Below are 15,004 nucleotides of genomic sequence, written 5' to 3'. Positions count from 1 at the left end.
CTCGACCCTGCGTTCGTTACTCACCACGGAGCGTGGCGAGCTTTGGGCGTTTTTCCCCGCTTCGGCCCTCCCTCCAGGCTTCGCCATCTCGATGCTGGCCAATTCCAAAGCGTACGGGCCGGCCCGGATTGCGACAAGCCGCGAACGGGCTGCCCGTTGCTGCCCGGATGACCGATCGTACACCTGTTCTAATGAGCACGTCAGGTGCTGTCGACCCGGGCCGCCGGGTGCCGCCGCAACGACCGGTACCGTCTAGTCGTGACCGATCTGGTACGGGCTCCGGGCCCGGTGGTGATGGGCGTCCTCAACGTCACGCCGGACTCCTTCTCCGACGGCGGACGGTACGCCGACCTCGACGCGGCCGTCGGACACGGCGTCCGTCTGCGCGACGCCGGGGCGCACCTGGTCGACATCGGCGGTGAGTCGACCCGTCCGGGCGCCGAGCGGATCGACGCGGTGACCGAGGCCGAGCGGGTGCTGCCGGTCATCCGCGAGCTGACCGCCGCAGGTGTGCCGGTCAGCATCGACACCAGCCGGGCGCGCGTGGCCGAGGCCGCGTTGGGTGCCGGCGCGGCGGTTGTCAACGACGTCTCCGGCGGGTTGGCGGACCCCGACATGGCGCGCGTCGTGCGCGACGCCGGCTGTCCCTGGGTCCTGATGCACTGGCGTGGCCATTCCCGGCAGATGCGCGACCTGGCCAGTTACACAGACGTGGTGACCGATGTGCGGGCCGAGTTGGCCAAGCGGATCGACGAGGCGCTGGCCGCGGGTGTCACGGCGGACCGGATCGTCGTCGACCCCGGGCTCGGCTTCGCCAAGACCGCCGCCCACAACTGGGAGCTCAGCGCCCGCCTGCCGGAGCTGCTGGACCTCGGGTACCCGCTGCTCTTCGGCGCCAGCCGCAAGTCCTACCTCGGTCGGCTGCTCGCCGATGCCGACGGCGCACCGCGACCCACCGCTCAGCGGGAGGCCGCCACCGTGGCCACCAGCGTGCTGGCCGTCGCGGCGGGCGCCTGGGGCGTACGCGTGCACGACGTGCGCGCCACCGTGGACGCGCTCGCTGTCTGGGCGGCCACCGGCAGCCCACGCCTGGTCCCCGCCCGCGCCGGTGAGCGGCGGCCCGGATGAGCAGCCCACGCGCCACCGCCGCGCGCCGACGGGCGGCCCGGATGAGCAGCCCACGCGCCACCGCCGCGCGCCGACGACGACGAGAGGGGGAGCGATGACCGATCGGATCCAGCTGACCGGCCTGCGGGCCCGCGGCCGGCACGGGGTGTACGACTTCGAACGGGCCCAGGGGCAGGACTTCGTGGTCGACGCCGTCCTGGAGCTGGACCTCGCCCCGGCGGCGGCAAGCGACGACGTCACCGCCACGGTCCACTACGGCGAGCTGGCCGAACGTCTGGTGGCGGTGGTGACCGGCGAGCCGGTCAACCTGATCGAGACCCTCGCCGACAGGCTGCTCGCCGTCTGCCTGGCCGACGAGCGGGTCGTCGCCGCCACGGTCACCGTGCACAAGCCGGAGGCGCCGGTGCCGCACACGTTCACCGACGTGGCCGTGACGATGACCCGGACGCGTACCCGATGACCCGGGCCGTGCTCTCGCTCGGCAGCAACCTCGGCGACCGCCTGGGGCACCTCCGGACGGCTGTCACCACGCTCGGTGACGCCGTGCTGGTGATCTCCGGCGTGTACGAGACTCCACCGTGGGGGGACGCCGACCAGCCCGCGTACCTCAACGCCGTGGTGCTGGCCCAGGACGCCGCCGCGACGCCGCGCGACTGGCTGGAGCGGGCTCGGGCCGCGGAGCTCGCGGCCGGCCGGGTCCGCGACCCGCAGCGGCGGTTCGGGCCACGCACCCTTGACGTGGACGTGATCGCCGTCTGGGGCGACGACGACGAGCCGGTGCTCAGCGACGAGGAGGAGCTGACCCTGCCGCACCCCCGGGCGCACCTGCGCGCGTTCGTGCTGCGACCGTGGATCGACATCCAGCCGTACGGGCGGTTGCCCGGCCACGGCTGGCTGACCGACCTGCTCACCGCCGGCCCGGCCGCCGACGACGCGCTGGAACTGCGTCCCCGGCCGGAACTGGCGTTAGAGTCGACGGCATGACCGAGTGGAGCCGGCCGGCATGACGCAGGCGAAATCCTCACCACCGGGCAGGCCGGGCCCGGACCGGTCGCGGATGGGCCCCACCCGGATCTCGACACTTGTCGTGGCAGCTCTGGGTGCGGCGGCGGTGGCCTGGCTGCTGATCAGCACCCTCTACTACAGCGGCATCCCCCGTCTGCCGTGGCTGCCGGTGGTGACACTTGCCGCCCTCGCGGTGCTTGAGGCGTACGCGGCCGTCAACACACGCGGTCGCATCGAGCGCAAGCCCGGCCGGGAGCCGGTGAACCCGCTGATGGTCGCCCGGTTCGTGGTGCTGGCCAAGGCGTCGGCGCTGGCCGGGGCCATCTTCGCCGGTTTCTACGCTGGGCTCGCCGGGTGGCTCTTCGTCGAGACCACCCGGGCCGCCATCGAGGACCGGCCGGCCGCCGGGGCCGGGCTGCTGGCGTCGCTGGCGCTGGTCGGGGCCGCGCTGTGGCTTGAGCGTTCCTGCCGGGTCCCGGAGCGCCCGGACGACGAGCACGAGCCGGACCAGCGCCAGAGCCGTCCCGGCCAGCGCTGAGCAGGGGGTTACGCCCGGCTCCGGGCGCGGGTACGGTGCCTCCGATCGGAGAGCAACGGCCGCCCCCGATCCGTCCGTGTGCCGGACCGGGACGGCCGGCCACTGGGGAGGCGGTGCCATGGGGTACGAAGACACGGGCCGGGACCGGTCGGTCGAACCCTCGTCCGGGGTTCCTGCCGCCGTCCTGGAGAACGTCTTCGACGATCCCACCCACGGCGAGCCCGGTCGGGACCGCGTCGCCGTGCACGTGTTCTGGGAATTCCTGCTGCTGATCGGTCTCGTCGCCCTGGGCTGGCTGCTCTGGCGGGCCGACCCGGACGCGCTGCGCGGCGCCGGCCTGCGCGCGTTGCTGGTCGGCGCGGTCGGTCTCGGGCTGCTCGCTCTCGCCGCCGGGCTGAGCCTGCGTACCGCCGTCCCCAACCTCGCCGTCGGGCCGGTAGCGGTCGCCGCCGCGCTGCACTACGCGGAACAGGGCGATCGGGGTCTGGCGACGTCGGTGGGCTCGGCCGTCGTGGTCGCCGCGGTGGGCGGTCTCGTGTTGGCGCTGGCCGTGGTGGCGCTACAGGTGCCGGCCTGGGCGGCGAGCCTGGCCGGAGCGGCCGGAGTCGTCGTGTACATCGAGCGCCGGTCGACGTCGATCCTGGTGCAGGGGGACTACGACCCGAGGCGTACGGCCGGCTATCTCTTCGCCGGGTTCGCCGCCGTGGCGGTGCTCGGCGGTCTGTTCGGCACGATCAGGTCGATCCGGCGGCTGGTGGGTCGGTACCGGCCGGTGGCCGACCCGGCCCGGCGCCGGGGGCCGCTGGCCGCCGTGGTCGCCGCCGTCGCGCTTGTCGGTTCCACGGTGCTGGCCGCGCTCGCCGGTGTCCTGCTCGCCGCCAACGGCCCCGGGGCGGTCACACCCACGCCCGGGCTGGACTGGACAGTCCTGGCCGTCGGCGTGTCAATGCTCGGTGGCACCAGCGCGTACGGCCGCCGCGGCGGGGTGTTCGGCACGGTGCTGGCGGTCGGCCTGGTCACCGTCTTCCAGGCGTACGCGCCGGAGCGCGACCTGACGGTGAGCCCCTGGACTGTCGGTGGGGTGGCGCTCGGCGTCGGGCTGGTGGTGACCCGGCTGGTCGAGAGGTTCGGGCGGCCCCGTCCGGGCAGCGTGGAGAAGCTCGAACCGGTCGACGACGGCACGATCAGCACGGGGTGGAACGTGCCCCGGCCACAGCCGGCCGACAACTGGCCTCCGACGCTGCCGACACCACCCGCCCCGGAGCCGGCCGACCCGTGGCGTGACCCCCGCTGGGAGACCGGCCCGCGACGCTGGGACGCCGACGACAGGTGAGCCGTGGCCCCCGCTGGGAGACCGGCCCGCGACGCTGGGACGCCGACGACAGGTGAGCCGTGGCCCGTCCGCCGAGCCGGCGCTGATCTCGACCGTTAGGCTCGCCGCATGACCGACACACCTGCCGCCACCCCCGGCGGAACCTCGTTCGAGGAACTCGACGCGCTGTCCACGGAGGAGCTGCGGGAGCGGGCGTTCGCCCGGGCCCGGGAGCGTCGCGACGTGGGGTTCTACTGGTCGGTGCTGCGGCACCTGCCGAACGCGGACGAGGCCACGGTGCTGGACGGCGCTCCGAACTCGATCGGCCCGACCATCGACGAGGCGAACGCCCTGTGGCGGGAGCTGACCGGGCACGGCTACGAGGAGTCGGCGCCGCTGCTGCGGGCCGCCTTCATCGACTACCTGCTGAAGCACTGAGCCGTTCGGGGCAGCCCAGGTCCGCCCGGCCGGCCGGCACGGGACCTGGGCGGATCATGGGACTCGTCCGTACCGGCCCGGTCAGGGGCTACGGGACGGCGGCCGGCACCGGCGCGCTCGCCGCGCTGCTGCTGGTGGGCATCTGTGGCAGCCCGGCGTACACCGGGTGGGCCGCCGCGACGCTTACCGACCCGGACTCGGCCGGCGGCTTCTACCTGCGCCTGCTGGCCTGGCCGGCCTGGCGGCTGGACGCGGACGGGCAGGCCGGCGGTCTGTTCGCCGCCGACCTGCGGGCCGTCGCGCTTGTGGTCCTCGCGGCGGCGCTGCTCTATCTGCTGCCCGCCGCGCAGGTGGCCCGGGTGCCCGGCCCGGTCAGCCAGTTCTTCTCCGGGTGGGCCGCGTACGTGCTGGCCGGCGGGCTCGCCGCCGTGCTGGCGGCCCTGCTCGGCCCGGACCCGTCGCTGCTGACGGCGCTGCAGGACGCCAGCAGCGGCGCCGGCTACGGCTTCCTCACCGGCTGGATCATCGGCACCGCGAGCCTCGGCGGACGCGCCTGACCAGACCGGCGCCAGCGGGAACTGCCGCCGCCGCCCCGGTCAGCCCGTCGAGCGCCCCAGGTCGAGCAGGCCCTGGCGACTGAGCGCGCCGACCGGGCGGCCGTCGTCGGTCACGACGAGCCGGTCCCGTCCCGACGTGAGCAGCACCGCCAGCGCGTCGTACGCCGTGCCGTCCAGCGCCACGGTGGGCAGATCCGCGGGCGCGTCCCCGGGCACCGGCTCCAGGGAATCCCGGTCGAGCGGGGTGACCGCCAGCCGGCGGATGCCCCGGTCGGCCCCGACGAACTCGCGGACGAACGGGGTGGCCGGCGCGCCGAGCAGAGCGGCAGGCGTGTCGTACTGCTCAAGATGCCCGCCCTGGGAGAGCACCGCGATCCGGTCACCGAGCCGGACGGCCTCGTCGAGGTCGTGGGTGACAAGCACGATCGTCTTGCGGACCTCGGCCTGGAGGCGGAGGAACTCCTCCTGCAGGCGGGTCCGGACGATCGGGTCCACGGCCGAGAACGGCTCGTCCATCAGCAGCACCACCGGATCGGCGGCGAGCGCGCGAGCCACACCCACCCGCTGTCGTTGCCCACCCGACAGCTCGTGCGGGTAGCGGCGGCCGAACTGGGACGGGTCCAGGCCGACCAGGTCGAGCAACTCGTCGACGCGGGCCCGGGTGCGATCCCGGGACCAGCGGAGCAGGCTCGGGACGGTTGCCACGTTCGCCCGGACCGTCTGGTGTGGAAACAGGCCCACGTTCTGGATCACGTAGCCGATCCGGCGGCGTAGCCGCACCGGGTCGACGTCCGTGACGTCCTCGTCGCCGAGCATGATCCGCCCGGCCGTCGGCTCGATCAGGCGGTTGACCATGCGGAGCACTGTCGACTTGCCGCAGCCGGACGGGCCGATAAGCACCACCAGCTCTCCGGCCTTGACCTCCAGGCTCAGCCCCCGGACGGCCTCGGTGCCGTTCGGGTAGCGCTTCTGGATGCCCTGTAGGGAGATCGACGCCGCGCGAGGGGATTCAGCCACGCCGGCAGCCTCCGGGGTAACGTCCACGTATGTCCTTCCGCCTGAGCTACCGGGCCGACCCGGGTAACCCCTGGTTCTCCTGGCAGTACGTGCGGGACAACTCTGACACGATCCTTGCCGCCGTGCGTGAACACGCCTCCCTCACGGGACGCGCGGTGTTGATCGCGGTGCTGATCGCCCTGCCGTTGTCCGTGCTCGCGTACTGGGTCCGCCCGCTGGCCGGCCCGATCCTCGGCGTCACCGGCGTGATCTACACCATCCCGTCACTGGCGCTGTTCGCGTTCATCGCACCGTACCTGGGCACCGGCGCCACCACCGTGCTGGTCGGGTTGGTCCTGTACGCGCTGCTGCTGATCGTCCGCAACGTGGTGGCGGGGCTCAACCAGGTGCCGCCGGAGGTCGGCGAGGCCGCCGAGGGCATGGGCTACGGCCGGTGGCGGCGGCTCTTCCGGATCGACCTGCCGCTTGCCATCCCCGGCATCCTGACCGGGCTGCGCCTGGCCACCGTGTCGACTGTCGCGCTTGTCACCGTCGGGGTGCTGGTGGGGCACGGCGGCCTCGGCCAACTGATCTTCGCGGGCTTCCAGAACAACCTCTACAAGGCCGAAATCATGACCGGTACGGTGCTCTGCGTGGCGCTCGCGGTGCTGCTGGACCTGCTGCTGGTCCTCGTCGGCCGGCTCGTCACCCCCTGGTCCGCCCGGGGCGTCCGGTGAGCGCCGCGGCCAACCCCGTGCACCAGGCGGTGCTCTGGCTCAACGACCCCCTGAACTGGAGCAACCCGGGCGGCATCCTGGACCGGCTCGGTGAGCACCTGACGATCTCCGCCCTGGCGGTGGCGCTGGGCTGCCTGGTGGCCTGGCCGGTCGGGCTCTGGCTCGGGCACGCCGGCCGGGGCGGTGGCCTGGTGGTGTTGGTGTCCAACGCCACTTTGGCCATTCCCACCCTGGCGTTGCTGACCATCCTGCCGCTGACCTTCCTCGGCTTCGGGCGTACGCCTGTGGTGGTGGCGCTCGCCGTCTTCGCCGTCCCGCCGCTGCTGGCCAACGCCTACACAGGCGTACGTCAGGCAGACCCGGAGGCGCGCGACGCGGCCCGCGGGATGGGCCTGTCCGGCGGGCAACTGCTGCGTCGGGTGGAGCTGCCGCTCGCGGTGCCGTACCTGGCGGCCGGTTTCCGGACCGCCGCCGTGCAGGTCATCGCCACGACCGCGCTGGCCTCGTTCGTCAACGGTGGCGGTCTCGGCGAGATCATCCGCACCGGGTTCGGTTTGAGCATCGCCGCCGGTGGCGGGCAGATCGTGGCCGGCGGTGTGCTGGTGGCCGGGTTGGCGCTGCTGGCCGAGCTGCTCCTCGGGATCGTCGAACGCCTGGTCACCCCCCGTCCCCTGCGACGCGGGCGGCAGCGCGCCGGCCGCGCCCGGCCCGCCGACGCCACAGGCCGCGCCTGACGCGCCGTCAACACGTGGTCCGTCCGGGTGAGTGAACGCCGAAGAGGCGACCAGCGGCGGGCCGATCGGTGACGATGCGGTGACGAAGCCCATCTCAGGTTGTCGGTCGCTCGCGGACCATGTTGGGTGGAAGGTCGCGGGCGATCAACAGCCAGGATCGCCCGTCGGACACGCGGCCGGCCCGGGACGGGTCGCGCCGGGACACGGAAGGCGGGCGGCACATGCGCGCACGTACACGTCTGGCGATGGGCGCCATCGGCGCCGTCGCCGGGGCAGCACTGCTCACCGGGTGTGGTGATGCCGGCTCGTCCGGCACCGACGCCCCCCAGACGAGCGCCTCCGGCGCCGGGTGCGCCCCGGTCGCCGGTCAGCAGCTCATCGCTCTGACGGACGACAAGAAGCTCCAGAACTCCGACAACGTCATCCCGGCCGTCAACAGCAAGGTGGCCAACCCGCAGTTGATCGCCGCTCTGGACAAGGTCTCCGCGGCGCTCGACACCCCGAAGCTGGTCCAGCTCAACAAGGCCGTCGACGCCGACCGCAAGACCCCCAAGGTGGCCGCCGAGGAGTTCGCCAGCGCCAACAACATCACCGCGGGCATCGCCAAGGGCCCGGGTGGCCAGATCGTGGTGGGCGCCGGCAACTTCAGCGAGAGCCAGACGTTGGGTGAGCTGTACCGGATCGCGCTCACCGCAGCCGGCTACCAGGTCAAGGTGCAGCAGATCGGCAACCGGGAGCTGTACGAGCCGGCGCTGGAGAAGGGCGAGATCCAGGTCGTCCCGGAGTACGCGTCGACAATGGCCGAGTTCCTCAACACCAAGGCCAACGGCAAGAACGCCCAGCCGGTGTCCTCGCCCGACATCAACGCGACGGTGACCAAGCTCAAGCCCGAGGGCGACAAGGTGGGTATCACCTTCGGCAGCCCCGCCGCCGCACAGGACCAGAACGCGTTCGCGGTCACCCAGGAGTTCGCCGACAAGTACGGCGTACGGACCCTCTCCGAGCTGGCCGCGAAGTGCTCCGGCAGCGCGACGGTGCTGGGCGGCCCGCCGGAGTGCCAGCAGCGTCCGTTCTGCAAGCCGGGCCTGGAGAAGACGTACGGGCTCTCGGTGGGTTCGTTCTCCTCGCTTGACCAGGGTGGGCCGCTGACCAAGAACGGGCTGCGTGAGGGCAAGATCAGCGTGGGTCTGGTCTTCTCCTCGGACGGCGCCTTCGCCACCAGCTGACCCGCCTTCGGGTGTGCTGCGGACGCCCCCTCCCCATCTCGGGGCGGGGGCGTCCGCGCGTCCGGGGACCCGTTCCCTCCGGTGGGGATCGTCGGTAGGCTGCACACCCATGCCAGCCCCGGTCACCCCCGACGCCCGGCGTCAACCGCTGCTGCTGACCGTGCTCTTCTGGGGCGGTGTGGCACTGGCCCCGGTGGCGGCGCTGATCCTGCTGGTCGCCGACGGCAACGGTCCGCTGCGCTTCGCGGCGGTGCTCGCCATCGTGGCGGTGGTCCTGATCGGCCTCTCCATCGCGTTGCGCCCCGACGGTGACGACGCTCGTGCCGATGAGCTGCTGGACGAGATCGAGGAGCTGCGCCGGGAGTTGCGCGCCGAGATCGTCGCCGCCGCGCAGCGCGGCAACCAGGCGCTCGACCAGGCGCAGCGGGCCCAGGAGGGGATCGCCGCGGTCCGCCGCCGCCTGGATGCCACCGGAGCGGCCCTCGCCGGAGCCACCCCGGGGGCCGAGCCGGCGGGCGCCGGCCGTGTGCGCGCGCCGTCCGCCGAACCGGTGGATGAGACTCCGGCCGTCCGCAGTCGGGCGCCGGTCCCCGGCGAGGCGCCGGTCCCCGGCGAGGCGCCGGCCGCCCGGGTCCGGACACCGGGCGCGGACGAGGCGGCTGGTCGGGCTCGGGGCCTGGGTCCGGACGAGGGCGCCGGGCGCGTGCGGATGTCGGCCCGCGACGAGGCGGCTGGTCGGGCTCGGGGCCTGGGTCCGGACGAGGGCGCCGGGCGCGTGCGCGTGCCGGCCCCCGACGAGGCGGCTATTCGGTGGGGCCGCGACGAGCGCGCCGACGACGAACCGGCGTACCGTCACCGCGCCGCCGCCGATGCGCCCCCCGAGCCAACCCCCGGCGGTGTGTACGGCTCCGAGCGGCCCGCGGCCGGGTACGCCGCGCCCCGCTCCCGCGAGCACGACCGCCCGGAGGCGGCGCACCGGCCTGTCGGCGTGGTGCGGCACACCGAGACCGTGCACGTCACCACCCGGCACACAGTTGTGGACGGCGGACCGGCCGAGCCGGGCGCGCGCTACGGCGGTGGGTACGCCGGCCAGTGGACCCCGCCGGCCCAGGAGTGGGCCCGGGGCGGCGGCACGGGGGGACGTGCCCGGCCGGCCGACCACTCGTGGGACGACCCCGAGAACCCCCGGCCCCCGTACGCCGACGACCGGGACCGCCCTGCCGGCGACCGGATCCGCCCTGCCGACGATCGGGCCCGGCCGGTCGAGGACCGGTCCTGGGGTGGTCCGCAGCGCGCTGCCCGGGGTGACTCCGGCTGGAGGGGCGCACGGGACGACTCGGGCCGGGGCCGGCACGGGCCCGACGTCGGCGACGAGAAGCCGGGCTGGACCGCTCGCCGCGACGAGGCGGAGAGGACCGGCCAGCGCGACGCGTACGCCCAGGCCGACGAGCCCGCCTGGGGCGGCCGAGCGCCGCGCGACGACCGTGGCTGGTCGGAGCAGGCCGAGCCCGACCACGGTGCGCCGCAACCCGGTCCGGCCCTGCGGGCGGACGACACAGGCGAGTACTGGTCGCAGCTGCGGGCCGGCGACCGGTGGGCGGCCGTCCGGGACGACGAGAACGGCCGCGAGCTGCACGTCGGCGAACGCCGGGCCGAGGTGCACGCCGACGCCACGGGCACCGAGTACCGGATGGCGGACCGCTGGGCGTCCGTCCGCCACGAGGACCCGCGCCGCCACGAGGACCCGCGCCGCCACGAGGACCCGCGCCGCCACGAGGACCCGCGCCGGCACGAGGAGGGCCGCCGGCACGAGGATGGCCGCCGGCACGAGGACGAGCGCCGCCACGAGGACCCGCGCCGCCACGAGGACGAGCGCCGCCACGGGGATCCGCGCTGGCAGGACGACCGCGGGTCGTACCAGCGGTCCGAGCCGGGGGGCCGGGCGGCGTTGCCTGTCGGCGGAGTACCCGTGCCGGACGAGTGGCGCCCGCCGCGCCAGCGCGGCCACGAGCCGGAGCCCGCCCCCGAGCAGGCCGGCCGTCGTCGGGTCGAGGAACGGTACGGCTACCCGCCGCAGGACGACGTGCCGCGTGCCGGCGGCGCCCCGGTCACCGACCGCTGGCGCTGACCCGCGAGACGGCCCAGGTCACTTGTCGATGTCGCCGACCACGAAGAACATCGAGCCGAGGATGGCGATCAGGTCCGGCACGAGGCAGCCGGGGAGCAGGGTGGCCAGCGCCTGCACGTTGGCGTACGACGCGGTGCGCAGTTTCAACCGCCAGGGCGTCTTCTCGCCGCGCGACACCAGGTAGTAGCCGTTGATGCCCAGCGGATTCTCCGTCCAGGCGTACGTGTGCCCCTCCGGCGCCTTGAGGACCTTCGGCAGTCGGGTGTTGATCGGCCCGGTCAGCCGGTCCACCCGGTCCAGGCACTGCTCGGCCAGATCCAGCGAGACGTACACCTGGTCGAGCAGCACCTCGAAGCGGGCGTGGCAGTCCCCGGCGGTCTTCGTCACCACCGGCACGTCCAGCTCGTCGTAGGCCAGGTAGGGATCGTCGCGGCGCAGGTCCAGGTCGAGCCCGGAGGCTCGGGCCACCGGACCGGACGCGCCGAACGCGGCGGCGTCGGCCGCGGACAGCACGCCCACGCCCACCGTGCGGGCCAGGAAGATCTCGTTGCGCCGGATCAGGTGGTCCAGGTCGGGCAGCCGCCGGCGTACCTCGCCGATCGCCGCACGCGCCCGCCCGGTCCAGCCGTACGGCACCTCCTCCTTCAGCCCGCCCACCCGGTTGAACATGTAGTGGATCCGGCCGCCGGAGACCTCCTCCATCACCGCCTGGATGGTCTCCCGTTCCCGGAAAGCGTAGAAGACCGGCGTGATCGCCCCGATCTCCAGCGGGTAGGAGCCGAGGAACATCAGGTGGTTGAGCACCCGGTTCAACTCGGCGAGGGCCATCCGCAGCCAGGTGGCCCGCTCCGGCACCTCCATGCCCATCAGACGTTCCACCGCGAGCACCACACCCAGCTCGTTCGAGAACGCCGAGAGCCAGTCGTGCCTGTTGGCCAGCACGATGATCTGCCGGTAGTCGCGTACCTCGAAGAGCTTCTCCGCGCCCCGGTGCATGTACCCGACGATCGGTTCGCAGGCGATGACCCGCTCGCCGTCGAGCACCAGCTTCAACCGCAGCACGCCGTGCGTCGAGGGGTGCTGCGGGCCGATGTTCAGCACCATGTCGGTGCCGATCTGCTGATCGCCGGTGCCGGCGACCAGGCCGGCCCCCGTGCCGACGGTCAGTTCACGAAGGGCCCCGGCGTCGGTGGTCATGCCCGTCATCGTGCCACGGCCGGGCCGAGCGGGATGCCGACCGGTTGGCGCAGCCACAGGTGCCCGCCGAGCCCGGCCGGGTCGGTCAGCTCGGCCACCGCCGACGCGGCGGCCAGCGCCCGCACGTAACCGGCCGGGTCGACGCCGGCCAGGCTCAGCGGCGGTCGCCCTCCGTCGGCCCCGAGCGCCCGCAGCGCCTCGGCCTGCGAGACCAGGGAGTACGCACACCTGGCGACCGCCGCGCCGGCGGAGGCGACCGAGTCCATTGCCACGTGCGCTGTCACGTCACTCGACCCGTCCGGCACCGGAGGCACCTGCCGCCCACCCCGATATCCGGTCAACGTCCCGTCGACAGGCCGTCCCTCCCGCAGATGCCCGTAGTCCACCGCGACAGCCAGCCCTCGCTGGATCTTGTGCACCGCGCTCGCCCAAGCCTCGTCCCTGGTCCGGCCGATCTCGGCGCGCTGTTGGTTGCTGTGGAGGGTTTCCGGCTGGCCGCTGTGGGGGGTTTCCGGCCGGCTCCGGGCGGTCAGGCTTGATCCCTGTGCCGGCCGGGCTGCCCGGAAACCCGACCCGGTCTCGCTGGTCGCGGCCGTCCCGGTCAACTCCGGGGTCGGGTCGCCGTCGGTAAGAGGGCTCGTGGCGCCCGAGGTCGGGTCGCCGTCGACCGCGGGAGGGCTCGTGGTGCTGGGCCACCAGGTGGTCAGCCAGTCGAGGTCGGCGGCGTCGACGGGCCCGCCAACCGACTCGACACCGCTCTCCGGGTCGACCAGCAGGTATCGCCAGCCGTCCTCGGAGTGCACGGCCAGGTCCAGCGGCACGTTGTCCAGCCACTCGGTGGCCAGCAGCACCCCGGTGATCTCGGCAGGGATCTCGGCTGTCCAGGTGATCTCTTCGGGCAGGTTCTCGGGGCGGGTCGCGTACTCCACAGCTGTGAAGCGCACGCGGCCCGCTAGCGACGGACGGGCGGCGACCGACGACGGTTCGTCGGGTGACCGACGCACGGAAACCCCCACCGCGCCCCCGACGGACGCCAGCAGAGCGCGGAGCAGCTCTCCTCGACCCGCGCCCACGTCGACGACGTCGAGCCGGTCAGGATGGCCGAGGGCGACGTCGACCTGATCGAGAAGGCGTAGCAGCGCGGTGGCGAACGCCGGGGAGGCGTGCACGCTGGTCCGGAAGTGGTCGGCCGGCCCCGGGCCGGCCACGAAGAAGCCGCCCGGCCCGTAGAGCGCGTGACTCATCGCGTCCCGCCACAGGATCGGCATCAGTTCACTCCGCGTAGGTGCGTCACCGTGCCGACCCTACGGTCCGGGCTGCCGTTCGCGGGTCACGCCTGGAAGTAGTGCCCCGCGTCCAGGTCGGCGATGAGGTCGGGGTGGGCGGGGGTCCAGCCCAGCAGCTCGCGCGTGACGGCGGACGACGTCGGGTTGTCCAGCTGCGCGAACGTCTCGAGGAAGCCGAAGTACCCGCTCGCCTCGTCGGGGCTGATGCTCCGGACCGGGATGTCGAGGTTGCGGCCGATGGCCTCGGCGATCTGCCGGAAGGGAACTCCTGCGTCGGCGACAGCGTGCAGGCGCGCACCGGCTGGGGCCTTTTCCAGGGCGAGTCGGTAGAGCTCGGCCGCGTCGAGCGTGTGCACGGCTGACCACCTGTTGGTGCCCTCGCCGACGTACGCGGCGTACCCGTGCTGCCGGGCCGCCCTGATGATTGTGGTGATGAAGCCGACGTGGTCCAGCGAGCTGTGCACGATGGGGAGCCGGACGACGGAGGAGCGCACACCGCGGGAGGCGAGGCCGGCCACGAAGTTCTCCGCGTCGATCCGGTAGCCGCCGGCCGGGAAGGTGTCGCGCTCGGTGCCGGGTCGGCCGACGATGCCGCCCAGCACGAGCATGGCTGTCCCGCCCGTGCCGACGAAGGGCTTGCCGGAGCCGGCCAGGCCGTCGGCGAGTGCCGTGAGAGCCGCCAGGTCGACCTCGGCGGCGCCGGCCAGGTTGCCGCTGACCAGGAGGTCGTGGCGGAACGCCAGGTGGACCACTCCGTCGGAGCCGGCCGCTTCCTCCCGAAGCGCGTCGAGGTCGGAGAGGTCGCCACGGCGTACCTCGGCGCCGAGCTTCTCGATCGCGGCGGCGGACGTGTCGGAGCGGGCCAGACCGATGACGTCGTGTCCGGCGGAGATCAGGTTCGGCACGACCGCGGAGCCGAGGTGGCCGGAGGCGCCTGTGACGAATACGCGCATGGCAGTTCCTTTGTGAGATGGTCATGTCGCCTAGTGACATCACCGTACTCCATGATGTCGCGATGTGACATGGCTCGGTGGGAAAGAATGTCGCAACGTGACATCGGATACCATCGCCGCATGGCTCGCTGGCAACCCGACGCGCGCGGCCGCCTGGCGGCGGCCGCACTCGAGCTGTTCCGCGAGCGCGGCTTCGAACAGACGACAGTCACCGACATCGCGGCCCGCGCGGGCCTCGACAAGCGCACCTTCTACCGGCTCTTCGGCGACAAGCGCGAGGCCCTCTTCAGCGGCGGCGAGCAACTGGAGGAGGTTCTGGTCAAGGCGGTGGCCGAGACGGACGCCGGGCCGTTCGAGGCGGTCGTCGCCGCCTTCCTCCGGGTGGCGGAGGAGATCTTCACCGACCGCCTCGAGCTGGTCCGGATGCGGCAGTCGATCGTCGCCAGTAGTCCCGAGTTGCAGGAGCGTGAGCTGCGCAAGACGAGTTCACTGACTGCCGCGGTCGCTGCCGCTCTGCGGGCCAAGGGCCTCAGCGAGGCGACCGCCGCTCTGGCGACCGAGTCCGGCGTCATGGTCTTCCGGGTCGCGCTCGCCCGCTGGGTCGCACCCGACAGCGATGCCGCGCTCGCCGACCTGATCGCCGAGGTGGCCTCCGAACTACGCGCGATCACGTCGGCCCCGACCTGAGCCCGACCGGTCGGCGGCGAGCCCTTCCTTCGGTGGTGAACGTTTTCACACCTCCTGTTTCGGCCCCGTGACGCGGGCGCAT

Annotated in this window: 16 protein-coding genes; 12 read left to right on the top strand and 4 right to left on the bottom strand. The window is 73.3% G+C overall.

The features are described from left to right. Positions 1-258: 258 nt before the first annotated feature. From folP to OOJ91_RS19560, 7 genes are all read left to right on the top strand, one after another. Positions 259-1,128 (top strand): dihydropteroate synthase, encoded by an 870-nt coding sequence (gene folP, locus OOJ91_RS19590; protein WP_266246927.1) that lies wholly within the window; start codon positions 259-261, stop codon positions 1,126-1,128. 94 nt (positions 1,129-1,222) lie between these two features. Further along, positions 1,223-1,588: a dihydroneopterin aldolase gene (folB, locus tag OOJ91_RS19585; protein WP_266246925.1), complete on the top strand. Its 366-nt coding sequence runs from the start codon at positions 1,223-1,225 to the stop codon at positions 1,586-1,588. Continuing rightward, complete coding sequence (gene folK, locus OOJ91_RS19580) at positions 1,585-2,112, top strand: 2-amino-4-hydroxy-6-hydroxymethyldihydropteridine diphosphokinase (RefSeq protein WP_266246923.1); 528 nt, start codon at positions 1,585-1,587, stop codon at positions 2,110-2,112. Before folB ends, folK begins: the two co-directional genes overlap by 4 nt. Positions 2,113-2,131: 19 nt before the next feature. After that, a complete protein-coding gene (locus OOJ91_RS19575; RefSeq protein ID WP_266246921.1) occupies positions 2,132-2,671 on the top strand; it encodes a DUF3180 domain-containing protein in 540 nt (179 codons plus the stop codon). 118 nt (positions 2,672-2,789) lie between these two features. Continuing rightward, positions 2,790-4,004 carry an ABC transporter permease gene (locus tag OOJ91_RS19570; protein WP_266246920.1) on the top strand — a complete coding sequence of 405 codons (1,215 nt, stop codon included), beginning with the start codon at positions 2,790-2,792 and terminating at the stop codon, positions 4,002-4,004. Between the two features lie 108 nt (positions 4,005-4,112). Then, the gene (locus OOJ91_RS19565; RefSeq protein ID WP_234587453.1) at positions 4,113-4,421 is read left to right on the top strand and encodes a hypothetical protein; all 309 of its coding nucleotides are present in this window, start codon (positions 4,113-4,115) and stop codon (positions 4,419-4,421) included. Between the two features lie 56 nt (positions 4,422-4,477). Further along, positions 4,478-4,978 (top strand): hypothetical protein, encoded by a 501-nt coding sequence (locus tag OOJ91_RS19560; protein WP_266246916.1) that lies wholly within the window; start codon positions 4,478-4,480, stop codon positions 4,976-4,978. 39 nt (positions 4,979-5,017) lie between these two features. On the opposite strand, the gene OOJ91_RS19555 is transcribed toward OOJ91_RS19560, so the two are convergent. After that, a complete protein-coding gene (locus OOJ91_RS19555) occupies positions 5,018-6,022 on the bottom strand; it encodes an ABC transporter ATP-binding protein (protein WP_266246915.1) in 1,005 nt (334 codons plus the stop codon). A 2-nt stretch (positions 6,023-6,024) separates the two neighbouring features. On the opposite strand from OOJ91_RS19555, the gene OOJ91_RS19550 reads away from it, so the two are divergent. The 4 genes from OOJ91_RS19550 (at position 6,025) to OOJ91_RS19535 (ending at position 10,799) form a co-directional block, all read left to right on the top strand. Further along, complete coding sequence (locus OOJ91_RS19550; protein WP_007466083.1) at positions 6,025-6,711, top strand: ABC transporter permease; 687 nt, start codon at positions 6,025-6,027, stop codon at positions 6,709-6,711. Then, positions 6,708-7,445 carry an ABC transporter permease gene (locus tag OOJ91_RS19545; RefSeq protein WP_266246912.1) on the top strand — a complete coding sequence of 246 codons (738 nt, stop codon included), beginning with the start codon at positions 6,708-6,710 and terminating at the stop codon, positions 7,443-7,445. Before OOJ91_RS19550 ends, OOJ91_RS19545 begins: the two co-directional genes overlap by 4 nt. Positions 7,446-7,666: 221 nt before the next feature. After that, the gene (locus OOJ91_RS19540) at positions 7,667-8,671 is read left to right on the top strand and encodes a glycine betaine ABC transporter substrate-binding protein (protein ID WP_266246910.1); all 1,005 of its coding nucleotides are present in this window, start codon (positions 7,667-7,669) and stop codon (positions 8,669-8,671) included. A gap of 109 nt (positions 8,672-8,780) precedes the next feature. Beyond that, a complete protein-coding gene (locus tag OOJ91_RS19535; RefSeq protein ID WP_266246909.1) occupies positions 8,781-10,799 on the top strand; it encodes a hypothetical protein in 2,019 nt (672 codons plus the stop codon). Between the two features lie 18 nt (positions 10,800-10,817). Here OOJ91_RS19535 and OOJ91_RS19530 read toward each other — a convergent pair whose 3' ends face one another. The 3 genes from OOJ91_RS19530 to OOJ91_RS19520 all read right to left on the bottom strand — a co-directional run bounded on the left by OOJ91_RS19530 (position 10,818) and on the right by OOJ91_RS19520 (position 14,235). Then, complete coding sequence (locus tag OOJ91_RS19530) at positions 10,818-12,005, bottom strand: NADH-quinone oxidoreductase subunit D (RefSeq protein WP_266246907.1); 1,188 nt, start codon at positions 12,003-12,005, stop codon at positions 10,818-10,820. Next, positions 12,002-13,264, bottom strand: coding sequence for an SAM-dependent methyltransferase (locus OOJ91_RS19525; RefSeq protein WP_266246906.1), 1,263 nt, complete (start codon positions 13,262-13,264; stop codon positions 12,002-12,004). Before OOJ91_RS19525 ends, OOJ91_RS19530 begins: the two co-directional genes overlap by 4 nt. A 62-nt stretch (positions 13,265-13,326) precedes the next feature. Then, positions 13,327-14,235 (bottom strand): SDR family oxidoreductase, encoded by a 909-nt coding sequence (locus OOJ91_RS19520; protein ID WP_266246904.1) that lies wholly within the window; start codon positions 14,233-14,235, stop codon positions 13,327-13,329. Positions 14,236-14,355: 120 nt separating this feature from the next. On the opposite strand from OOJ91_RS19520, the gene OOJ91_RS19515 reads away from it, so the two are divergent. After that, the gene (locus OOJ91_RS19515) at positions 14,356-14,922 is read left to right on the top strand and encodes a TetR/AcrR family transcriptional regulator (protein WP_266246902.1); all 567 of its coding nucleotides are present in this window, start codon (positions 14,356-14,358) and stop codon (positions 14,920-14,922) included. Positions 14,923-15,004 lie beyond the last annotated feature (82 nt).

Origin of the sequence: Micromonospora lupini, assembly GCF_026342015.1 — a bacterium.
GTDB lineage: Bacteria > Actinomycetota > Actinomycetes > Mycobacteriales > Micromonosporaceae > Micromonospora > Micromonospora lupini_B.
The sequence above is the reverse complement of the archived record's forward strand: the minus strand, read 5'-3'. Positions and strand labels throughout refer to the sequence as shown.